22 protein-coding genes are annotated in these 20,824 nt (G+C 56.8%); 8 read left to right on the forward strand and 14 right to left on the reverse strand.

Annotated features, from left to right (window positions below):
- Positions 1-30 precede the first annotated feature (30 nt).
- Entirely contained in the window at positions 31-738 is a 708-nt protein-coding gene (locus ACR3EJ_RS00970) for an ORF6N domain-containing protein (RefSeq protein ID WP_170544397.1), read from the forward strand.
- Between the two features lie 3 nt (positions 739-741).
- Here ACR3EJ_RS00970 and ACR3EJ_RS00975 read toward each other — a convergent pair whose 3' ends face one another.
- From ACR3EJ_RS00975 to ACR3EJ_RS00985, 3 genes are all read right to left on the reverse strand, one after another.
- Positions 742-1,110, reverse strand: a complete 369-nt coding sequence (locus tag ACR3EJ_RS00975) for an excalibur calcium-binding domain-containing protein (RefSeq protein ID WP_170544399.1) — start codon at positions 1,108-1,110, stop codon at positions 742-744.
- A 140-nt stretch (positions 1,111-1,250) separates the two neighbouring features.
- Complete coding sequence (locus ACR3EJ_RS00980; RefSeq protein WP_010442458.1) at positions 1,251-1,658, reverse strand: universal stress protein; 408 nt, start codon at positions 1,656-1,658, stop codon at positions 1,251-1,253.
- A 65-nt stretch (positions 1,659-1,723) separates the two neighbouring features.
- Entirely contained in the window at positions 1,724-2,050 is a 327-nt protein-coding gene (locus ACR3EJ_RS00985) for an antibiotic biosynthesis monooxygenase family protein (protein WP_170474493.1), read from the reverse strand.
- A 131-nt stretch (positions 2,051-2,181) separates the two neighbouring features.
- On the opposite strand from ACR3EJ_RS00985, the gene ACR3EJ_RS00990 reads away from it, so the two are divergent.
- A complete protein-coding gene (locus ACR3EJ_RS00990) occupies positions 2,182-2,868 on the forward strand; it encodes a hypothetical protein (RefSeq protein ID WP_260024189.1) in 687 nt (228 codons plus the stop codon).
- Positions 2,869-2,906: 38 nt separating this feature from the next.
- On the opposite strand, the gene ACR3EJ_RS00995 is transcribed toward ACR3EJ_RS00990, so the two are convergent.
- From ACR3EJ_RS00995 to ACR3EJ_RS01010, 4 genes are all read right to left on the reverse strand, one after another.
- Positions 2,907-5,192: a glycosyl hydrolase family 28-related protein gene (locus ACR3EJ_RS00995; RefSeq protein ID WP_170544403.1), complete on the reverse strand. Its 2,286-nt coding sequence runs from the start codon at positions 5,190-5,192 to the stop codon at positions 2,907-2,909.
- Positions 5,193-5,326: 134 nt separating this feature from the next.
- Positions 5,327-5,728, reverse strand: coding sequence for a DUF4864 domain-containing protein (locus tag ACR3EJ_RS01000; RefSeq protein WP_170544405.1), 402 nt, complete (start codon positions 5,726-5,728; stop codon positions 5,327-5,329).
- Between the two features lie 48 nt (positions 5,729-5,776).
- A complete protein-coding gene (locus tag ACR3EJ_RS01005) occupies positions 5,777-7,351 on the reverse strand; it encodes a lysine--tRNA ligase (protein ID WP_170544407.1) in 1,575 nt (524 codons plus the stop codon).
- A 181-nt stretch (positions 7,352-7,532) separates the two neighbouring features.
- Complete coding sequence (locus ACR3EJ_RS01010; RefSeq protein ID WP_170544409.1) at positions 7,533-8,969, reverse strand: arylsulfatase; 1,437 nt, start codon at positions 8,967-8,969, stop codon at positions 7,533-7,535.
- A gap of 253 nt (positions 8,970-9,222) precedes the next feature.
- On the opposite strand from ACR3EJ_RS01010, the gene ACR3EJ_RS01015 reads away from it, so the two are divergent.
- Positions 9,223-11,169, forward strand: a complete 1,947-nt coding sequence (locus ACR3EJ_RS01015; protein ID WP_170544412.1) for a DUF3604 domain-containing protein — start codon at positions 9,223-9,225, stop codon at positions 11,167-11,169.
- A 232-nt stretch (positions 11,170-11,401) separates the two neighbouring features.
- On the forward strand, positions 11,402-11,824 hold the full coding sequence (locus ACR3EJ_RS01020) for a tellurite resistance TerB family protein (RefSeq protein WP_170474479.1): 423 nt from the start codon (positions 11,402-11,404) through the stop codon (positions 11,822-11,824).
- Here ACR3EJ_RS01020 and dacB read toward each other — a convergent pair.
- The 4 genes from dacB to ACR3EJ_RS01040 all read right to left on the reverse strand — a co-directional run bounded on the left by dacB (position 11,821) and on the right by ACR3EJ_RS01040 (position 15,084).
- Positions 11,821-13,299: a D-alanyl-D-alanine carboxypeptidase/D-alanyl-D-alanine endopeptidase gene (gene dacB / locus ACR3EJ_RS01025; RefSeq protein WP_170544415.1), complete on the reverse strand. Its 1,479-nt coding sequence runs from the start codon at positions 13,297-13,299 to the stop codon at positions 11,821-11,823. The genes ACR3EJ_RS01020 and dacB overlap by 4 nt on opposite strands.
- 67 nt (positions 13,300-13,366) lie before the next feature.
- Complete coding sequence (locus ACR3EJ_RS01030) at positions 13,367-13,987, reverse strand: nicotinate-nucleotide adenylyltransferase (RefSeq protein ID WP_170544901.1); 621 nt, start codon at positions 13,985-13,987, stop codon at positions 13,367-13,369.
- A gap of 32 nt (positions 13,988-14,019) precedes the next feature.
- A complete protein-coding gene (locus ACR3EJ_RS01035) occupies positions 14,020-14,514 on the reverse strand; it encodes a hypothetical protein (protein ID WP_170544418.1) in 495 nt (164 codons plus the stop codon).
- An 84-nt stretch (positions 14,515-14,598) separates the two neighbouring features.
- Entirely contained in the window at positions 14,599-15,084 is a 486-nt protein-coding gene (locus ACR3EJ_RS01040; protein WP_170544420.1) for an MOSC domain-containing protein, read from the reverse strand.
- Positions 15,085-15,222: 138 nt separating this feature from the next.
- Here ACR3EJ_RS01040 and ettA point away from each other — a divergent pair, with 138 nt between their 5' ends.
- Together ettA and ACR3EJ_RS01050 are read left to right on the forward strand one after the other, a co-directional pair.
- Positions 15,223-16,890: an energy-dependent translational throttle protein EttA gene (ettA, locus tag ACR3EJ_RS01045; RefSeq protein ID WP_170544423.1), complete on the forward strand. Its 1,668-nt coding sequence runs from the start codon at positions 15,223-15,225 to the stop codon at positions 16,888-16,890.
- The gene (locus ACR3EJ_RS01050) at positions 16,887-17,612 is read left to right on the forward strand and encodes a hypothetical protein (protein WP_170544426.1); all 726 of its coding nucleotides are present in this window, start codon (positions 16,887-16,889) and stop codon (positions 17,610-17,612) included. Before ettA ends, ACR3EJ_RS01050 begins: the two co-directional genes overlap by 4 nt.
- 231 nt (positions 17,613-17,843) lie before the next feature.
- Here ACR3EJ_RS01050 and ACR3EJ_RS01055 read toward each other — a convergent pair whose 3' ends face one another.
- The gene (locus tag ACR3EJ_RS01055) at positions 17,844-18,233 is read right to left on the reverse strand and encodes an REP-associated tyrosine transposase (RefSeq protein WP_480422482.1); all 390 of its coding nucleotides are present in this window, start codon (positions 18,231-18,233) and stop codon (positions 17,844-17,846) included.
- 378 nt (positions 18,234-18,611) lie between these two features.
- Here ACR3EJ_RS01055 and ACR3EJ_RS01060 point away from each other — a divergent pair, with 378 nt between their 5' ends.
- On the forward strand, positions 18,612-18,818 hold the full coding sequence (locus ACR3EJ_RS01060; RefSeq protein ID WP_010442474.1) for a cold-shock protein: 207 nt from the start codon (positions 18,612-18,614) through the stop codon (positions 18,816-18,818).
- A 166-nt stretch (positions 18,819-18,984) separates the two neighbouring features.
- Positions 18,985-19,539 (forward strand): L,D-transpeptidase, encoded by a 555-nt coding sequence (locus ACR3EJ_RS01065; RefSeq protein WP_170544429.1) that lies wholly within the window; start codon positions 18,985-18,987, stop codon positions 19,537-19,539.
- Here the strand turns inward: ACR3EJ_RS01065 and ACR3EJ_RS01070 are convergent.
- Together ACR3EJ_RS01070 and ACR3EJ_RS01075 are read right to left on the reverse strand one after the other, a co-directional pair.
- Positions 19,536-20,150: an SOS response-associated peptidase gene (locus tag ACR3EJ_RS01070; protein WP_170544431.1), complete on the reverse strand. Its 615-nt coding sequence runs from the start codon at positions 20,148-20,150 to the stop codon at positions 19,536-19,538. The genes ACR3EJ_RS01065 and ACR3EJ_RS01070 overlap by 4 nt on opposite strands.
- A gap of 9 nt (positions 20,151-20,159) precedes the next feature.
- Positions 20,160-20,819: an arylesterase gene (locus tag ACR3EJ_RS01075; RefSeq protein WP_170544434.1), complete on the reverse strand. Its 660-nt coding sequence runs from the start codon at positions 20,817-20,819 to the stop codon at positions 20,160-20,162.
- Positions 20,820-20,824: the final 5 nt, after the last annotated feature.

Raw genomic sequence — 20,824 nt, forward strand, 5'->3', positions numbered from 1 at the left:
CATCACAAATTGTGATTCCAAACGGATGCCATGACGAAACCCAACACCCTGCCCAGCACGCATGAAGTCCAGAGCGCCATTCACCGGGTGCGCGGCACCCGCGTGGTACTGGCCGAGGATCTGGCGCAGTTCTACGGAAAGTCCGTCAGCGCTTTCAATCAGGCTGTCTCGCGCAACAAGGATCTGTTCGAGGGCTACCGTTTTCAGCTGAACGATGCCGAGGTCGCTGATTTGCAATCACAGAATGTGATTTCAAAATCCAAGGGCCGCGGTGGGCGGCGGGTTAATCCGTGGGTCTATACCGATTACGGCGTGGCCATCGCCTCGGCCCTGTTCAAGGACCCTCGCGCGATCAAGATCACCCGGATGATCACCGAAGCCTTTGTTGATGGTGCGAACGCGCTGGCCGAAACCCCGCGCAGCGTGCCGGAAATCCTGCCGCCCACGGACGCCCCGACCCCGCTGCTGCCCAATGGCGATCAACTGCGTGATTTGGCCGAAAACATCCTCGATTCCGGTCAACAGAGCCTGGTCGACTACATCGCCAATCCCACCACCAAGCGCCAGCAAGCGGTGGCGATGATTATGAAAACTCTGGCCGAAACCGCCGGAGAAGAGGTCCGCACCCAGCAGGAACGCCTGCGCCTGCGCATCGCGGAACGTCTGGCGACTGGGGATTACACAAATGATGATGACCGCAAGCGCCTGCTGGAGTTATTGCAAGCCATGAAGGGATAATCATCAGGGTTTGAGGAACTTCGCGGTTCCAACGGTTCGCTCACGCGGTGCCTGAGTTTGCCGCGGTGCGTTCCCGGCAGTTCCCGGCATCGCAGTCGTTCGTTGCCGTTGCAGACCACGGGTGCCACAGGCAACACCGTCACCGTCGGGGTCATTTCGCTTGTGATAGCCCGGCCGGCCTTCAAAAAATGGCCCCGGAACAAGCCGCTGCACCGTGTCACAGCCCGCCAGCGCGACCAGGTGGACCACAGCCTCATGACGCTCGTAGTCCGAGATGCGCAAATAAACTCCGATCGTGATCATTCCGATTGTCAACGGCAGCGCAAGCACCATCAGCAGAATTCGCAGCGGCGACAGAGCTTTCCGACGCATCTCATCCGCACGCCGTTGCCGCCTTGTCATCCGCGGATTAAGGCCAATCTCATCATTTGTATTTCCGGTCGTCATCGGGGTAGATATATACCCTGTATGTGGCAAAGCCATGGCCATACCGAGCTAAAAAACCTATTCCGTCACCGCACCACATGCACTGCGCATTTTGCGTGCCGTACCACATGGGTCGCGGTTGACCCTAGCAGAAGATCCTGCATTCCCGGCCGGTGCGAGGCCAGAATGATCAGATCGGGCTTGTTCACTTCGGCCCAATCCAGAATTGTTCTGCCAGAGTGACCTTCGATCACCTGTCCTTGGGCATTTGGTAATCGAGCAGCCAGCGTATCAAGCTCAGCCTGAAGCGCTTTGCGTGTCTCTGAAAGATATTCCGCCGGCATGTATGAGATCGCATAATCTGGAATGTGCTCGACCACATGCAGCAGAGTGATCTGCGCCTGTGGGGTTGCCAGCAACTTTGCCAGTTTCATCGCCGCCGAACTGTCGCGTTCGGCATCAAATGAAATAGGGACAAGGATGTTGTGGTACATGGCTTGTGCCTCCGTGGTTGCGCCAGCATCTTGCCCTGCCTCGCCACAGCGCGCCTTGATTCAGGTCAGGAACCGCCGAATGTTTCGGCAACGTCATACATCACCGGCTCAAAGCTCTTACACAGCTCGTTGATGCGGCGGTTTCGTTCCCGCATTTCCGGCGTACGCAGCATCGCCAGAAAATCATCGCGCCGCTCCCATTGCGAGTAGTTGGCAATCCGGGTCTGGGCGTCATTCACATGCAGCCCTGCAGATATGAACCCGGGTTGTTTCGAGATGAATTCGGCATAAGCATCAGTTAGCGCCTCAAGAAGATCCTGGCAGGTTCCGGGCGTCATCTCAAATGTGGTAATGACGGTCTGATAACTGTCGGTTTTGGAAATCTGCGGCATCTGGCTTCTCCTTTGTAGCTGCCCCCAGCCTAGCACAGCTTCAGGAAACGCAATCCATTTCCTGCAGTTAAGTGCGCCTGCGTTTCAAAAACTTTATCAAACCTCAACAAGTTACTAACCATCCGTTAACCATGACTGCCGATGCTGCAGGCATGGCGCGTCAGTTTTTCATCTATCTGTTGGTCTTTTTAGTGAGTACTCCGGCTTGGGCCGGGGCGTGGCTGCGCGAAAAAGGCTCAAGCTTCACCGCGCTCTCGGTGACCGCTTTCAAAGAAGATGACGGTATCTACAAATATGAATCCGCGCTTTATGCCGAATGGGGGCTGAGACCAAAACTGACCATAGGCCTCGATGCCGAAGAGCATCAGGATCTGTATGGACATGCGTTGGTTTTCGCCCGCTTTCCGGTCGCTGACCTCGGGCAAGCAGGCCGATTTGCCGCCGAGTTTGGCGTGGGTACACATCACCGTCAATACGATGCCTGGGCGATGTACAAAACAACACTCTCATATGGCAAAGGGATTCAAACCGGATTGGGGGGCGGATGGATCAATATCGACGCCGTGCTCGAAAACCGCACGCATGAGGCTCTAATCCGCAAGCTGGATTTCACGGCTGGCCTGTCCTCGGGACGGCGCATTGACCCGCTCTTGCAGATAGAAACCTCGTATATTTCAGATCACCCTTGGTATTGGCGGGTACGTCCCTCGCTGATGTATCGCCCGAAAAAAGGCAACCTCACCTGGATTCTGGGTGCCGAACGCAATTCAGCCGATGACAATATCGGAATCAAATTCGCCCTGTGGCGCAGCCATTGAAGATGGGCCGCCCAAAACTGGGCAGCCCGCCACGTCAATCAGGTATCGGTCCGCAGGATAGTCGAGACTGCCCCGCGCAAGCCTTCGGACCAGCGCAGGCGTATATCGCTCTGACTCGCACTCTGTCTCAGTTCAACATAAGGCGCGGTATAGCGTATCGCGTTCGATGCGTTCCTGAGACTGCCCAGGGCCACAACCGAATCACATCCGCGAGCTCGGCCTCCAAACGGTAACTGCCCCTGCGAACTGACGGTCCAGGCCGAAGACGGAGAACTCTGCGTATGCTGCAATCTCAACGGATTGGCGCAGGGCGTATCGATGCCGTGAAACGTATTATTCTCAAAACACACTCTCTTGTGCCGTTCCGGGTCGAGATCGGCAAAACTGGTATCGACCCGATCCACCCGGTCGATCCGCACATTGTTGACGCGAAACTTGTTGCCCGTCACGGTCAGCCCGTTCAGGAAATGACCCGTGCCATAGGGGCGGATCACCAGATAGCTGAACCAGGGCGCGACATCGCTGGCGTAGAAAATGTTATCCGTGATACTCAGCGCGCTGAACGAGAAGCTGGTAAAGTAATCCGGGTTCGCGTCGTGCTCGTTGGTCCATTCGATAAAGCAGTTATCGACATAGTTCTCGGCGATGGACGAACTGTTGTAGCCGCCGATGATAACCAACCCGGCATTGCGCACCCCGTTGGCCACGTTGTCGCCCTGGAAAAAGTGGTTGCCCAGGACCAGATTGTTGTCGCCGCTCAGCACTGCGAAATGATGGAACCGGGTCGCCCGGTTATGGCGCAGCTTGACGTCATTGGCATTGGCGTTCAGTGTGATCGAACTGCGATCCGGCACATCTAGACTTTCCTCGGTCGACAGGAACTGACAGCCATCGATCAGCATCCCCTGACATCCGCGCCCGATCGAGGTGACGCCGCGATCCTTCGGGCGACTGATGAAACAGTCCTTCAGCACAAAGGTATTGCCGCCCGGGGACAGCCGGATCGCGCTGCACCGCCCGTTGCACTGGAACTCGATCCCTTCCATGTTGAACTTCTGCAACGCGCTGAAGCCACTGAAATCCAACAGATATTTAAACGATGTGAAGGTAAAGGTCTGCGTACCTGCGGCATCATAAGTCGGCGCGCTCAGCGTGATCTCACCCGTGCTTTCGTTTTTCGACCGCACATAAACCTCGCGCCCAACACCGCTGCCGGTGACCAGCGAGCCAACAGGGATATTGGCCACATTGGCCACATTGGTCAGCGTATCGGGATCAGACTGGCTATAGGTCGCGACCGAGGTGAAGGATTCGGTATCCCAGGCCGAGCTGCTTTTGACATCAAACTGCCCGTTGCGCACCACCCGACGCGTGGCATAGCCCGTCCGGTTCGGCACCGCTGCCGCCATATCGATAGGCTCGGTCACCGCAATCTTGCGCCCGCTCAGATCCAGCGATTCATGGTCCGAGCTGTTCAGCAGCGCCTGAAACGCCTTTTTGAAGGCCAGCATCTCATCGCCGAAAGCGGTGATATAGGTCGGCAGATCGAAATTCTTGGTCAACAGCAGCATCTTATCGACTGGCATCGTGACGGTGCCGTCGAACGAGACCTCGGATGCCATATTGTTGTTCTCTTCCAGCCGGAACTCACCTTGCGGAATATAAACCTTGCGCCCATTCGCGACCTGATCCGCCGCCTCAAACGCCGCCGAGTCATCGGTGACCCCGTCGCCCACCGCCCCAAAATCGCGCACGTCTACCAGCCCGATCATGTCCCGCAGGAAAACCGAAGTCACATCGGTGATCTCGATATCATCGACCCGCACCACCGCACTGTTGGTGCCTTCGATATCCAAACCAAAATGGCCATAAAGCGCCGTGTTGCTCCATGGCATATCCACGCCGGGGCGCAGGCCCGTGCCCACGATGGCCGTCACCTCATGCACGGTGCCATAGCCGGTCAACTGCACCGCCAGGCCCTGCTCGACCAACCCGTCCACATGCGCATCTCCGGCACCACCGGCCCAGCCTGCGATCCGCACCTCGGGCAGCGGTCCACTGATCGCCTTGACCCGCGCCTTGATCTGCAGATAGCAGCCCGGCAACAAGGGCGTCTGCCCCATATAGCGCAATTGCTGCGGTTCCGCCGTCTTGTAAATCTCCAGACAGCCCGCAAAATCCGCGTCCGCCGGGACAAATACGCCCGTACCCGACCCTTCATAGGTCGGAGAACCCGGTGTACCGTCGCCACTGGACCAGACCCCAAGACCGGCCGCATAGGCGGGCGGTATGAACACGATGTCGTCGGTGATTGCCTTGTTCATGTAAATCCCTTTCCCAATCGCGCCAAGCTCGCGCGCCAAAACCCGAAATCGCCCGGGCCATGGCCCAAGCGCATGGGTCTGAGTATCGAAAAGGGATTAATCGCCGCTCTTACCACCGTAACGGTGGTGTTGCCTCAGGCTGCCGGGTCGGAGTTGCCCAGCAGTTGTACACCGTTGATCTTCCAACGGCCCTCTTGTTGGATCATCTGGTAATCCAGCAGATGCACCCGTCCGTCGCCATCAGTGATCATGACCTTCTGCCACAAGGCTCCGCTTATCTCGCGCAACTCCAGAAACCGCACCTCCGCCGGTCGCCAGACCATCGGATAACCGCGGCGCACCATCACCCCAAAATTGTCCGGGTCGCCAAATAAGCGCTGAATGTTGGGACTCGCAAAGGTAAAAGCGGTGGCAAAATCATCCGCCTTGAAGGCCTTTATCTGGGCCGAGATATTGGCCTCGATCTCCGCATTCTGCGCGAAGGCTCCGGATGCTAGTCCGGCACTCAGGGATACAGCAAGCAATAGTCGACGCATGGGGCCACCTCCTGATGCAAGGGTAGCCCCACACTGGATCAGGTCAAATCAGGCCAGTTCTCCGGCCAGCGCCTTGTCGATCAGAGCAATCGTTTCTGGCACACCATAAAGCGCGATGAACCCGCCAAACCGAGGCCCTTGCGAAGCCCCCAGCAGCACTTCGTAAAGTGCCGTGAACCAGCCGCGCATCGGATCGAACCGCTCGCGCCCGATGGAATAGACCACCGATTGCAGTGCCTCGTCTTCCATCGGCCCGTCATAGGCTTCCAAGGCCACCCTCAACGCTTCCAGCGCCTCACGCTCCTGATCCGTCGGCGCGCGATGCTGGCGCGTCGGCTTGACGAAATCGTTGAAGTAGCGCACCGCAAAGCCCGCCGCCTGATCCAGATCAGGGTGAGTTTCCGCCGTGGCCTCAGGCGCATACCGGCGGATGAAGCCCCACAAAGCCTCTTTATCCTCAGCCCCGGATACCGACGCCAGATTCAGCAGCATCGCAAAGGGAACCATCAGCGTGGACTCGGGCACATTCCCACCATGGATATGCCACACTGGATTATTCAACTGCGCCTTCAGGTCCTGCCCCGGATAGGCCCGCAACTGCTGATGATACTCATCATACGCCTTCGGGATCACATCGAAATGCATCCGCTTAGCCGTCTTGGGCTTTTGATACATGAAATAGGCCAGTGACTCAGTCGGCGCATAGGTCAGCCATTCATCAATCGAGACACCATTGCCGGACGACTTCGAAATCTTCTGGCCGTTCTCATCGAGGAACAGTTCATAGCTGAAATGCTCGGGCGCACGTCCACCTAAGGCCCGGCAGATCGCGTCATAGATCTTCTCGTTGGTGGCGTGTTCCTTGCCATACATCTCGAAGTCAACGCCCAGCGCGGCCCAGCGCGCGCCAAAATCCGGCTTCCACTGCAGCTTGACGTGGCCACCGGTCACAGGAACGGTCCACTCCTTGCCGGTCTCATCGTCAAAGGTCACGGTATAGGTCTCGGCGCAGACTTTCTTCATCGGCACATACATCACCCGTCCGCTTTCGGGATGTAGTGGTAGGAAGATCGAATAGGTCTGCTGACGTTCTTCCCGCAGGCTTTTCAGCATGATCGCCATGATCTCGTCATAGCGCTCAACCGCGCGTTTGAGCACCTCGTCGAACTGACCGGATTCATAGAACTCCTTGGCCGAGTAGAACTCATACTCGAACCCGAACGTATCCAGAAACCGGCGCAGCATCGCGTTATTGTGCTCACCAAAGCTATCATACTCGCCGAACGGATCAGGCACCGAGGTCAGCGGACACTGCAAATGCTGCTCCAAGATTTCCGGGTTCGGCACATTGGTCGGCACCTTCCGCATCCCGTCCAGATCGTCCGAGAAGCAGATCAGCTTGGTCGGAATATCAGACAGCGCCTCAAACGCGCGCTTGACCATCGTGGTCCGCGCCACCTCGCCAAAGGTACCGATATGCGGCAGACCCGATGGGCCATAGCCGGTCTCAAACAACACATATCCCTTCTCCGGAGCGCCCTGCTTATACCGTTTGAGCAACCGCCGCGCCTCTTCAAACGGCCACGCCTTGGACGTCATCGCGGTTTCACGCAAGTCAGACATTTGGATACCCCATCGGAAAACGTGCCAGACACCCCATGCGCCCGGACCGGCCCCTGTTATTGTGCAGGTGCAGTATGAGTCAATAAAGGGTCGTAATTTTCATGCCTCTATGCGCATGAACGTCATGCAATCCATATCTGCTCTGGATTACGAATGACCGCTTTACGGACAAAGCCGCCGTTCAGTTTTTGGGTGGTTCGTAGGGATCAGGCGTTCCTGGTGGGATTGGAGGGTATTCCTCGAAGGTTGCAATGTGCTGCTGCAACTGCGGCAGCGCCTTTTCGGCCGCCCATGTGTGCGGGAAGAGTACGCTTTCACGCTCATGGGGATCATTCAGAAGGTTGTAGACCCTAGGTGTGTCGAAAGACTCCGTTGCACCAAAAGCCGTCGTATTCTCTTTGAAAAGAACTTTCCAATCCTTCCATTTTACGCCGAATATCTGCTCACCCATGTAGACGATCACGCCTTCTCGGTTTGAGTTTGGTTGGGCGCCAAGAAAGAACTTTGACTGGTCGACACCATCAAAGGCCCTGTCATCAGGCACCTTGCCCCCTGCAAAAGCCGCAAGTGTCGGATAGAGATCCATTGAGTGGACAACATCGTTGCTTTCAGAACCGGCAGGGATCTTTCCCGGCCACTTGATTGCAAAGGGTACACGCATGCTTCCTTCGAGGCTGGTGAACAGAGTACCGCGCCAAGGCCCGGCTGTCCCATGTACCGCAGGAACCGGCGAGACGTTGGCATTTCCAACCGGAAGAGCTTCGGGGCCGTTGTCAGCAGTAAATATCACCACCGTGTCGTCGGAAACGCCTGCCGCTTCAATCGCATCAACGATGCGTCCGATATAGCTATCTGTTTGAAGCAGAATGTCGGCCCAGACGCCGTTTCCAGTGGCGCCATCAAACTCCTCAGACGCGATATTTGGATAGTGGGTCTGCGTATATGCAAGATAGATGAAAAACGGCGCATCTTCAGCACTCTTCGCTTCGATAAAGTTGATAGCTTTTCTCGTCAGTTCGCCATCAATCTCGCCGCGGTAATCCAGATCGTAGTCCCGCGCGATGGTTGCTGGCTCGCCTGCAACACCCTGCATCACAACGGGCTCTTCCATGTTGGCTTCAGCAAATCCCGGAAGCGTGCGCCAGACTGTAACGTCAGTGGTCTCAACTCCGTAAAACTCGTCGAATCCTTGATTCGTTGGATAGCGTCCTTCGGTCCAGCCAAGGTGCCACTTGCCGTACATGGCCGTGTTGTATCCTACATCCTTTAGCATCTCAGCCATCGTGATTTCCCACTGTGTCAGACCGTAGACGCCGCCGCCCAGTGGGACCGTGTGGTTGCCGCTTCGAATTCCGTATCGTCCTGTCATGGTCGCTGCACGGGACGGCGTGCACTGGCTTTCCACGTTGAAGTTTGTGAGTCGTAGCCCCTCCGCAGCGAGGGCGTCCATCTCGGGAGTCGCAGTACCTCGGATTATGCCGCCTCCATTGAACCCGGGCTCGCCCCAACCAAAATTATCTAGAAATATGAATACGATGTTGGGTTTATCTTTAGCTGAAGCGCCAGTGGCAAATAAAAGAGATAAGGACAGCAGGAATGTTCGCGATAACCATTTCATAACAACGACTCCGATCAAGATCACGGGCACAAGACTGGCGAACCAGGTCACAAGTCGTCAAGAACATCCACTCGTTGCGGTATTTTCTCACAGTGGCTAAGCGTCAAAGTCACGCGCGAAGCTGCGGTCCGGGATTAGTCGAACCTCCCCCGGGATCTCTTGTTCCCAACTAAGAAAAATCGTTGTTTTCCTTGACGAACAGCCACGTCAGATGTTGGCATGGGCTGGCATTCAGCTCGGCTGGGAGGTTCAAATGAAGTTTTTTCTGACGACATCAACAGCAATAGTTTCCGCAGCATTCATAACAAGCTCTTCACATGCTCAAGAGGCCGCAGAAGGTGGGCAAGTTGGAGAGATGACCATATCAGTTGATGATATGCGTGAACCCGCGCCTGCTGATTTCTCACCTTATGCGGGTCGAGATTTTCCTACACGCCCATTGTGGGGTGACACTCACCTGCACACGTCAAACTCGCTCGACGCCCGCGGATTTGGTGTCATTCTGAGCCCCGACGATGCCTATAGGTTTGCACGTGGTGAGGAAGTCACCACGTCGCACGGCCTGCGCGTGAAGCTGTCGCGCCCGCTCGATTGGCTTGTTGTATCCGATCATTCTGATGCCATGGGTGCAATGAATGAAATCATCGCGGGAAACTCCACGCTGATGCGCGATGCAACGCTCCGAGACTGGAGCGAACGGCTTAACGCGGGCGGAGACGTTGCACTTGGAGCCACTATGGAAGTCATTGAAACCTTTGCTGGCATCACCGGCGAGGCACTTCCCGAGGCTGTCGCAGATCGCAGGTTCGTACAATCCGTATGGGACGAGTTCACACAAACTGCGGATCATCACAACGCCCCCGGCACATTCACTGCGTTCATTGGATACGAATGGACGTCCACCGAAGCTGGCAACAACCTCCACCGTAACGTGATTTATCGAGATGATGCCATTCGCGCCCGGCAAATGCTGCCCTTCACAACCGCAGAAACCTTTAATCCGGAACGGTTATGGGACTGGATGGAAACATATGAACAAGAGACTGGCGGTCGTGTACTCGCCCTTGCCCACAACGGCAACGTCTCTAACGGTCTAATGTTCCCAGTCGAAACTAACCCGGAAACGGGTGAACCGTTGACAGAAGATTACGCAGAACGGCGTGCGAAGTGGGAACCAATGTACGAGATCACCCAAATCAAGGGTGACGGAGAAACGCATCCGTTTCTCAGCCCGAACGATGAGTTCGCGGACTATGAAACCTGGGATAAGTCCAATCTGGGTCCGACACCCAAAGAAGATTGGATGCTGCAATACGAGTATGCCCGTGAGGCTCTGAAGAACGGTCTCAAACTAGAGGCTCAGCTCGGCACCAATCCATACAAGTTCGGAGTAGTGGGCTCGACTGACAGCCATACGGCTTTGGCCACGGCGGAAGAAGACAATTTCTTTGGTAAACACTCTGGCGTCGAGCCGGAACCTGGCCGTTGGCAGCATGTCGTTGGCGAGTTTGATGCCTTGAGGATTCTCGGGTGGGAAATGGCGGCCTCTGGCTATGCCGCGGTCTGGGCAGAGGACAACACACGCGAAGCCATATTCGACGCAATGGAACGGAAAGAAGTTTACGGGACAACCGGTAGTCGCATCGCGGTTCGTTTCTTTGGTGGTTGGGATTTTACGGAAGCTGATGCAAGGTCTCGTTTGCCCGCAGAAATAGGATATGAAAAAGGCGTTCCGATGGGTGGGGACCTCGCAGGCACGACAGAAGGCGCGGACGCACCAACCTTCTTGGTTGCTGCGCTGAAAGATCCGTTCTCCGGCAATCTCGACCGTGTTCAGATTGTGAAAGGTTGGTTAAATTCCAGCGGCGAAACTGAAGAGCGGGTCTATGACGTGGCTTGGTCGGGAGACCGAGAACCCGATGCGGACGGCAACTTGCCAGCGGTGGGGAACACCGTAGATGTTGCAACGGGCACATTTACCAATTCCATAGGGTCTCCAGAGCTGATCACTGTCTGGACCGACCCTGAGTTCAATCCTTCAGTGCGGGCTTTCTACTATGCCCGTGTCTTGGAAATTCCTACACCGAGGTGGACAATTTACGACTCCGTTCGGTTCGGAGACGAACTTCCCGCGGAGGTTCCGACGTCAACGCAGGAACGCGCGTACACTTCGCCAATTTGGTATACGCCCGAGAACTGAAATATACCTAATCCGACGTCGTTGCGTTAAAAGCCCGGCAGTTCCTGTCGCAGCAACACTAGGCTAATGCGTTCATGCGAACGTCCGCTTAGGGCTCTCAGCGGACATATACATCACAGCCGAAATCATCCAGCTTCACCGATCGCATTCATTGCACCCCAAAACTACCAGTTGAACCTCTGCGCACCCCCTCCTATCGTGCGGCAACAGACGTATAATTCAGGACGGCACCATGACCGAGCAAACTCCACACCCGATGTCTCCGCAGGATTGCCTTGTGGCGATCATGGTGGCGGTTTCCGCCTCGGACGAAAACATCCGAACCGCAGAGCTGGTCAAGATCGAAGGCGCGGTGAACATGCTGCCGGTGTTTGCAGGCTACGATATCGACCGCACGCGCCGTGTCTCGCAAATCGTATTTGACCTTTTCGAGCAGGAAGACGGGCTGGATGCCCTTTTCGGCCTAATCCGTGACAACCTGCCCGAACGCCTGAACGAAACCGCGTATGCGCTGGCTTGTGACGTCGCCGCCGCTGATGGCACACTGGCCGAAACCGAATTGCGCTTGCTGGAAGAAATCCGGTACGAGCTGAGCATCGACCGCCTGCACGCCGCCGCCATCGAACGCGGGGCCCGGGCGCGGCATACAACCTAACTGCCGTAGAGCGCACCCCAGCGCTCAATCAGATTGCGTTGCAATTTGCGGGACCGACGGTTCCAGGGCCGCGCGCCGTCCGGGCGCTCGCGCGATGCTCGCGGGATCGTGGCGCGGTGCGCGGTATCGGCGGTGAAGATCGCAAAGGCCAGATCAACTCCATCTGCCGTTGTCATATAACCCCCAAGACCCGAGACGAAGTTCAACGTCCCCGTCTTTGCGTCGACCTTGATCGGATGATCCTTGACCGGCTGCCCATTTTTGTCGGCCAGCGTAAAGGACCGAAGCAATGGCCGCAGCTCCTCTGATTGCCCCGCAGCCACCAGCGTCTTGACCAGACCGGCGGGGGCCATGCGCGACGCTCCGCTAAGGCCGGAATGATCGACCATCGCGATCCCATTCGCACCAAAGCGCGCGGCCGCCCAGCGGTTCATTTCAGTGGCGGACTCTTCAAGGCTCTGCGGTGCAACCCCCCGCGCTTTGGTCGCCGCCAGGCCCACCATTTCAGCGGTTATATTGGTCGAATATCTCAGCATCCCTTTCAGGATGCTTTCCAACGGATCACTCTGATGCACGACCAGAACTGTCCCTTGCGATGCCTGCCGCGTCACCTGAACCCGGCCCAGTACAATCCCGTTCACGCGTGCCAGCGTGCGGAACACATCTCCGGCATAAAGCGCAGGCTTGCGCACCGGCAGCCAGCGTGCCCCGCCATTGCCCAGCGCACCTTTGGCCACGGTCCAGCGATCCTGCCGCGCGCTTGGCTGAAAGGTATAAATCGGCAGGCTGCGGTTCTCGACCCGCATAGAGGCCATATCCACCGACGGCGTATAGTTCGCGCTGCGCGCATCCATTGTTACGCCATACCCGGTGCCCTCACGTTTCCACTCGAAATGCACGCGGTTGAAGTTCAGGGAAATCCCGCTGATCGACGGGCTATAGCCCAGATGATCCGGCTGCCCCGGATCGATGCTGAAGACGTAAGGCAGCGCACCATCATAGACTTTGAACGCGCCCCGAACCTCGGTGATTCCGGCCTTGCGCAGATTGGCGGCCATCGTGGCCAGCGCGTCCGTGTCCAGCAGCGGATCACCGCCACCCGCAAGGATCAGGTCGCCTTTCAGAATACCATTTTCGACCGGTCCATCCGCGATCAAGCGCGTTTCGAACCGATACTCCGGACCCAGCACATCCAGCGCATAAAGCGCGGTCAGCGCCTTGGCGACGCTGGCTGGTGGCAGGCTTTGGCCTTCGCCATAAACCTCAAGCGGGGTTCCGGTTTCCACATCGGCCACGGCAAAGACAACCTCGCCCCTCAGCCCCGCCGCTTTAACCAGCCGCTCGGCCCCGCTGGGTTTCGGCCCACGCAGAACAGGGCGCAGAGACACCAAAGGCGCCTCGGCCAGACCCGTGCCCGGAACCAGAGACGCCCCCAATCCACCCAGAAACAAACGACGCGAAATACGATCAACCATGGGTCTATTAGAATCCCAGAGCTTAAATGCAGACAATCACTAGATTAAGATTATGCGCCAAGAGGAGTCATTCCGGCAACACCCCATCGCTCCAATCCCCCCGATTGCGCAACTCGGTCGAACTGACATCGACCATCGGCACGTTCACGAAACACCACGCCGGAGCCTCAGCCCGCCCCAGCAAATGCCGCGCCTGCCCATCGATACGGTACTTGGCATAAAGCCGAGCCGCCGGAGACATCCGCGCCGAGATCCGATCCCCTGGCCGCGCCACAACGCCCACAGGCACGCTGTCCATGATCTGCCGCCAGTCCTTCCAGCGGTGAAACTGCGCCAGATTGTCCGCACCCATCAGCCAAACGAACCGAACCTGCGGATACAGCCGTCTCAGCGCCGCCAACGTATCCGCCGTCGCCCGCGTCCCCGTCAGCGCCTCGATATCCGTCACCTCAACACGCGGATGCTGCATCACTGCGCGTGCCGCCATCATCCGCCGCGCCAGAGGCGCAGGTCCCCGCTCCTTAAGAGGGTTCCCCGGAGACACCAGCCACCACACCCGATCCAGCCCAAACGCCTTTATCGCCTCGCGCGTCACATGCACATGGCCTTGATGCGGAGGATCAAACGACCCCCCGAACAACCCCACGACCTGCCCGGGCCGCGCATATGGAATGTCATAGTGTTCCATATCCTGCTGATGTTCAGAACTGAAGCGGGTTGTCAATCAGCGCACCAAACGCATCTTTTCTTCATTGCGGCAATTGCCTTACTGGCGTGCTTTGTCTTGAAGCAACCTTCGAACTTGCGTGTTCTTTTGGAATTGGTCGCCGTACCTTCAAAGAAAACTCCTTCTGTATTCAGTACTGCTGAAACGATTTTCTTATGATCAGACTTCGATACCGCCAAAGCCCATCCGTCGTCAGGGACCATCGGAAAGGTCTGAGAACCAGCTCGCAGAAGCAATCCATCCCATTGGCTATATCGCTCCGCCGCATCTGCCCGTAGCAATACCACTGGTTCACAATTTGTACCGATCATCAGCAACATCTGTCGCGTAGGTTTACCGGTGAATTTAGTAGCCATCCAACAATAGTCACCATCCTCAAAAACACACCAAACTCCTTTAAAAGTGCAAGTAGTAAAAGTCTGAGCAAAGAGCGCCCCGGGAGCCAGAAAAACTACAGCGCAAAGTATTCGCAATACAAAAGGCTTCATAAAATTTACTTGTAGCTCAAATTGAATATGGGCCCTAGGTTACATATTCCCGATGTTACTTGCGATCTAAGCATCTGCAGTATTTCAAACTTCACGAGCATGCGGCAGCGGCCTAACCGCATCACCCAATGCCACCCGCCCGGGCCGCACCACCTCGGCGCACCAGCCGCCATGTCCGCGCACGGCAGAATAACCGCCTGTGCCCAACGCCTCTTCCATCCGGCTACAGGGCGCGCAGATCACACTAAAGCGCAAAATGGCTTGCCCCACCTGCACTTCCCGCCCCTTGAACGCCGCAAGATTGATCCCTGAAACCACCAGATTACGCCGCAAGATTTCAGGCGCCACGGGTTCTTGCCCCAGATAAGACCCAATCGCCGCCAGATGCTCCTGCTGGATCAACGTCACCGCCCGTTTGCCTGCTCGGGCGCGGTCACCGTCGAGTCCATCGTTTGAGACCCAATCCTCGTTGCGCCCATCCATTTCTGCTCTGCGGCCAGAACGTACACCGATCCATGTCACCCGGCCCGGTTGCGCCCAACCGGCAATCAGTTCCGCAAGTTCTGTCAAAGCCTCACCACTCCATTTCGTCTGGGTCCTACCGGACCAAAGGACCAAACAAAAATCACAATACCACCAGCTTGCCCCGCCCGCTCGCCTCGGATATCCAGCGTTCCAACTCAATTTCCCCGACCCAGAGGACGCGACATGGCCGCCTATCAATATGTCTACCACATGCAGGGTGTCTCCAAGACCTATCCCGGTGGCAAGAAGTGCTTTGAAAACATCCACCTGAGCTTTCTGCCCGGTGTGAAAATCGGTGTCGTCGGCGTCAACGGCGCGGGTAAATCGACGCTGATGAAGATCATGGCCGGCCTCGACACCGATTTCTCGGGTGAGGCTTGGGCCGCCGAGGGCGCCAAGGTTGGCTATCTGCCGCAGGAACCTCAGCTGGATGAATCGCTGACCGTCCGCGAGAACGTCATGCTGGGCGTCGCCGCGAAAAAGGCCAAGGTCGACCGGTTCAACGAGATCGCCATGGAGATCGCCGAGAACTACTCGGACGAGTTGATGGAGGAAATGACCACCCTGCAGGACGCGATCGACGCCGAAAACCTGTGGGACCTAGACAGCCAGATCGACGTTTCGATGGAGGCGTTGCGCTGCCCGCCGGACGATGCCAACATCGCCAACCTCTCGGGGGGTGAGAAACGCCGCGTGGCGCTCTGCAAGCTGCTGCTCGAAGCGCCCGACATGCTGCTCTTGGACGAACCGACCAACCACCTGGACGCCGAGACCATCGCCTGGCTGCAACAGCACTTGATCGACTACAAGGGCACCATCCTGATCGTCACCCACGACCGCTATTTCCTGGACGACATCACCGGCTGGATCCTCGAACTCGACCGCGGCCGCGGCATTCCTTACGAGGGCAACTATTCCGCATGGCTGGAACAAAAAGCCAAACGGCTGGAGCAGGAAGCCCGCGAAGACAAGTCCAAGCAGAAAACCCTGCAACGCGAGTTGGAGTGGATGCGTCAGGGTCAGAAGGCCCGTCAGGCCAAATCCAAGGCCCGGATCAATGCCTATAACGAACTGGCAGAGCAGTCAGAACGTGAAAAGCTGACCCGCGCCCAGATCGTCATCCCCAACGGCCAGCGCCTCGGCGGTAAGGTGATCGAGGTCGAGGGTCTGTCGAAACACTTGGGCGACAAGCAACTGATCGAAGGGCTGGATTTCGCCCTGCCCCCCGGCGGCATTGTCGGCGTCATCGGCCCCAACGGTGCCGGTAAATCGACGCTCTTCAAGATGCTGACCGGTCAGGAACAACCCGACAGCGGCACCATCACGCTGGGCGATACGGTCGAGCTGTCCTATGTCGACCAGTCCCGCGATGACCTTGCCGACAACGACACCGTGTGGGAGGCGATCACCGGCGGCGCAGAGATCATCCAGTTGGGCGACGCGCAGGTCAATTCCCGCGCCTATTGCTCGTCCTTCAACTTCAAGGGCGGCGACCAGCAGAAGAAGGTCTCCTTGCTGTCAGGTGGTGAGCGCAACCGCGTCCACATGGCCCGCCTGCTGAAAGAGGGCGGCAACGTCCTGCTGCTGGACGAACCGACCAACGATCTGGACGTCGAAACCCTGCGCGCGTTGGAAGACGCCCTTGTCGATTTCGCCGGCTGCGCCGTCGTCATCTCTCACGACCGCTTCTTTCTCGACCGGATTTGCACGCACATCTTGGCGTTCGAAGGTGACGCGCATGTGGAATGGTTCGAGGGCAACTTCGAAGACTACGAAGAGGATAAAAAGCGCCGTCTGGGACCGGATGCGCTGGAGCCCAAGCGGTTGAAGCATAAGAAGTTTGCGCGGTGAGTGGATTTTGCAGTGCGCGGTTCGATACTGCCTTCCATGCCGCCGCTGCAAATTGGTCGGCCTGGCGTCGAGACTACAACTGGGAAAAGGCCTGGCAGGACAGGCCTTTACTAACCTGTGAACATCTTTTTTCGCGTTTTTGCAATGAATACAATCTAGCGAGGAATATTCCGGGCGACCCGACGGAAAAAAATGCCAAGCGACGAAGAGAAAAAGCAGAGCGGCGCAAGAAAGTCGTAATGAACTATCTTCGAACCCACTCTATTCCCGAAGTTCCGGCAGAGCTCGACAACTATGCCACAAAAGGATTTCTGACAGCCGTAAACAGCGCAACTGAAGATTTACCCGAATTGCCTGTGAAATCCAAAGACAGCGGTATGAATAAAGAAAGTCAAAAAGTAGCGCCGTCTATCTCACTTTTTTCGAAAGTTGCGTGTTTCGCATTTCCCGCTCGTATTCCACCAATTGACAGGTTGAACAAAGCTGCACTTGAGAATCCCACCCAATATGCCGATTTCCACCAACGGTTTATGGAAAGACACGATTGGCTTTGGAACACAGTCAAGGAGAGGAATATCAAAATGTTGCCGCCGAGTTTCATCGCAAAATATCACTACAACGATACTGAACTCGGAGTACCCACTGCTTTTCGCATGCGCATCACAGACAATTACTTGACGCTCGAGGGAAGCAAAAAGCTGCGCAAAGCTCACGCAAAGTGAAATCAGCTAGCAAGCATAAGATGGGGTTACACCCCATTACTCACTCAACGACCCTACCCAAACCCCCTCACAATCTGTTTCCGCGCACCAAACCACTTCCAAACTCCAACCTCTCAAATGATGGGGTGAAACCCCATCCTACGGCGCTCCGAACGCGCCCTCGGTGACCATACCGCTCCACTCTGGATCAACCCGACCCGCTCGAATATCGCGATGGATTGACGAATACGGTCATTCGGTCGGGCTCTCGACCAACCCGTGTTTCACCGGATTCCCATAACAATATGCCATATGATTGCGGAAATCCCGCTCATCCCGAATGACATGCTGCCAAATCCCGGCATCCCCTTTCGCGATTTTCGGATCCGTTCGTAGGGTGGGGTTCCACCCCACCACTCCCGAAGCCTTCACCCCACGCGTAAACCGCGCCTTGATCGCACCCCACCGCGTCGAATAATCCGCATCCCCCGGCAGCAAGGTCCAGATCGCGTGCAGATGGTCTGGCAGCACTACAAATGCATCGCACCAAAACGGCCGCTCCCTCTGCGTCACTGCAAAGGCCGCACGCAGATGCGCCACCTCGCGCATCAATAAATCCGACGACCGGTCGGCCAAGGACACGGTGAAAAAATATTTGGCTCAGGGAATGCGGACGCGTCGGTAATCGCTCATGCCGCAACTTGATCATGACGAGGGTTAACGGATTCTGAATGCCACTCCGACGCGCCAGATCAATAACCGTGCCTTATCATAGGTCCGCAAACTAATAACCAAAACCATCGGCGGATTCTTGTACAAATCGGACGATTGCCCCTCAAACCCCTGTACAAACCGTACAATCCGCCCTTGCCACACGGCCTGACCGATGCCATATCCAAGAGGCTTACGTTTTTCTATTTCGACCCACTGTCTCCTTCTACGGCGCTCAGTCACTCGATCCAGACTACGACGCCAGGCTGCCGCAACTCCGTGGGCAGCACCAAACAGGAGACAACGGATATGCCCGCAGGCACCGTAAAATGGTTCAACACCACCAAAGGCTACGGCTTTATCGCACCCGAAGATGGCGGCAAAGACATCTTCGTACACATCTCGGCTGTCGAGCGTTCGGGCCTCACCGGTCTGGCCGACAACCAGAAAGTCACGTACGAGCTGCGCGCTGGTCGTGATGGTCGCGAAAGCGCCGACAATATCGAACTGGCCTAAGCCGTTAAAAGGGCGGGATTTTTCCCGCCCATCCCATAAGCCCGCATTGAGTGTGTGGCAAAGGGAATACATCACAATCGGGTTATCCTTCCCCGGTGATTGACCAAATCGGCTATCATTCCAAAACTAGCGTTATGATTTCTTTGGTCATTTGAGGGATGTCACCATGTTCACACGCCGTGTCTTTCTGGCCGGTACTGCTGTCAGCCTGCTGCCGGGCGTCGCCAGCGCCAAGAAAGCGGTCGAGTATGATCCGACGCCGCAATTCGTGCGCATCAAAAAGCAATTTCAACCCGGTCAGTTGCTGGTCGCGCCGCGATCCTTTTACCTTTATTATGTAACCGAGCCGCGCAAAGCGATCCGCTATGGCTGCGGCGTCGGCAAAGCCGGACTGGAGTTCACCGGCTCGGCCACCATAGACGTCAAGAAAGAATGGCCGACCTGGCGACCCACTGAAGAGATGATTGAGCGGGACCCTGTCACCTATGCCAAGTTCAAAGACAATGATTATGTCCAGCCCGGCGGCGGAGACAATCCTCTGGGCGCGCGCGCGCTGTATCTGTTTCAGAACGGGGTGGACACGTATTTCCGAATTCACGGCACAACGCAGCCGCAGACCATCGGTCATGCAGTGTCAAATGGATGCATTCGGATGCTGAATGAGCATGTGATCGATCTGTATAACAGAGTTCCTATCGGCACGGTGGTCACAGTGGTCTAAGCCCCCGACCAATCGACGTCGTCAGCTTGTTCGATCATCAACCGACCTTCGGGCCAAGGGCGCGCCAAACTCTGCGCCTCGTCTTCAGACCCATGCAACCAGCGCTGAACGTCCCGCGCCTCCAGCAGCACTCCCATTCGGTGATGGATCGGCTTTACATCAGCATTGGGTTCGCATGTCACCGCAGCAACCTGATCCACGCGTAGCCCACCCGGGGCTTCCCAAGTGTCGGTGATCGCAGCAAATAGCAGTGGAGCCCCGTCCTTGGCGGCAATCCGGCAGGCCGTTTTGCGTCGCTTCTCACCGGTCCATTCGTACCAGCCATCCACCGGGATTATGGCGCGACCGACCCCTTCGAAGGCGCTCTTGTCAAAAACCGTCTCGGAGCGCGCGTTTACGATGGTCTCCATCACCGGTCGTCCACGCGCATTGACCCTGCCGACCGGGATAATCCCCCATCGCATGGCCTTTAACCCATCACCAGTCAGTACGACCACTTCTTGACCCGGCTGAATGTTTCTGCGTGCTGGCTGAGGCCCAAGACTGTCTTTCACATTCAGCAACCTCGCGATCTCGCTAATGGGTCGTGTGAGGAAAAACCGGCCGGGCATCGCGTACTCCTATTCGGCAACGCGCTCCGCAAGCGCCAAGACAAAGGGGCCCAGCGTATCAACGATCAGCGCGACGCCTTGGGCACTTGGATGGATACCATCAGATTGCATGAACTGGCGCGCGGCCGCCGGATCGCCTTCGGTTGTGAGCCCGTCAAAAAAGCTTTCCGCATAAAGTGCATCATATTGCTCTGCCAGCTCTGGATACATGGCGTCGAAACTCTGCTTGTAATCGGCTCCGTAATTACCAGGCGCCTGCATTCCAATTATTAGTACCTCGACATCCGCGGTCTCTGCAGCACGCAGTATTGTCTCGAGGTTTGATCGGGCAACGCTCGGATCGATGCCACGCAACAGATCATTGCCGCCAAGTGCAACAATCATGCCGTCGACCTCTGGTGTCAGGGTCCAGTCAACTCGGGCAGCGCCCCCTGCGGTCGTATCCCCGGAAACACCGGCGTTGATCAACCGAACCTCCGCACCTGCTTCCTGAAGCCAACGCTGCAGTTGCGGCACGAACCCGTCTTGTTCCGGCAGCCCATATCCTTGTGTTAGGGAATCTCCGAGCGCAGCAATCACAACTGGCTCTGCCATCGCTGCAATTCCGCAACAGATGAACGCGCCTGAGATCAAACCCTTGTGTAGCTTCTGTTTCACGCCATATCCCAATGGAC

Source organism: Ruegeria sp. AB11, from assembly GCF_056536325.1.

Coding starts and splice junctions, on each gene's coding strand:
- ACR3EJ_RS00970 (WP_170544397.1), top strand. CDS start 31: ATGACGAAACCCAACACCCTGCCCAGCACGCATGAAGTCCAGAGCGCC.
- ACR3EJ_RS00975 (WP_170544399.1), bottom strand. CDS start 1,110: ATGCGTCGGAAAGCTCTGTCGCCGCTGCGAATTCTGCTGATGGTGCTT.
- ACR3EJ_RS00980 (WP_010442458.1), bottom strand. CDS start 1,658: ATGTACCACAACATCCTTGTCCCTATTTCATTTGATGCCGAACGCGAC.
- ACR3EJ_RS00985 (WP_170474493.1), bottom strand. CDS start 2,050: ATGCCGCAGATTTCCAAAACCGACAGTTATCAGACCGTCATTACCACA.
- ACR3EJ_RS00990 (WP_260024189.1), top strand. CDS start 2,182: ATGACTGCCGATGCTGCAGGCATGGCGCGTCAGTTTTTCATCTATCTG.
- ACR3EJ_RS00995 (WP_170544403.1), bottom strand. CDS start 5,192: ATGAACAAGGCAATCACCGACGACATCGTGTTCATACCGCCCGCCTAT.
- ACR3EJ_RS01000 (WP_170544405.1), bottom strand. CDS start 5,728: ATGCGTCGACTATTGCTTGCTGTATCCCTGAGTGCCGGACTAGCATCC.
- ACR3EJ_RS01005 (WP_170544407.1), bottom strand. CDS start 7,351: ATGTCTGACTTGCGTGAAACCGCGATGACGTCCAAGGCGTGGCCGTTT.
- ACR3EJ_RS01010 (WP_170544409.1), bottom strand. CDS start 8,969: ATGAAATGGTTATCGCGAACATTCCTGCTGTCCTTATCTCTTTTATTT.
- ACR3EJ_RS01015 (WP_170544412.1), top strand. CDS start 9,223: ATGAAGTTTTTTCTGACGACATCAACAGCAATAGTTTCCGCAGCATTC.
- ACR3EJ_RS01020 (WP_170474479.1), top strand. CDS start 11,402: ATGACCGAGCAAACTCCACACCCGATGTCTCCGCAGGATTGCCTTGTG.
- dacB (WP_170544415.1), bottom strand. CDS start 13,299: ATGGTTGATCGTATTTCGCGTCGTTTGTTTCTGGGTGGATTGGGGGCG.
- ACR3EJ_RS01030 (WP_170544901.1), bottom strand. CDS start 13,987: ATGGAACACTATGACATTCCATATGCGCGGCCCGGGCAGGTCGTGGGG.
- ACR3EJ_RS01035 (WP_170544418.1), bottom strand. CDS start 14,514: ATGAAGCCTTTTGTATTGCGAATACTTTGCGCTGTAGTTTTTCTGGCT.
- ettA (WP_170544423.1), top strand. CDS start 15,223: ATGGCCGCCTATCAATATGTCTACCACATGCAGGGTGTCTCCAAGACC.
- ACR3EJ_RS01060 (WP_010442474.1), top strand. CDS start 18,612: ATGCCCGCAGGCACCGTAAAATGGTTCAACACCACCAAAGGCTACGGC.
- ACR3EJ_RS01065 (WP_170544429.1), top strand. CDS start 18,985: ATGTTCACACGCCGTGTCTTTCTGGCCGGTACTGCTGTCAGCCTGCTG.
- ACR3EJ_RS01070 (WP_170544431.1), bottom strand. CDS start 20,150: ATGCCCGGCCGGTTTTTCCTCACACGACCCATTAGCGAGATCGCGAGG.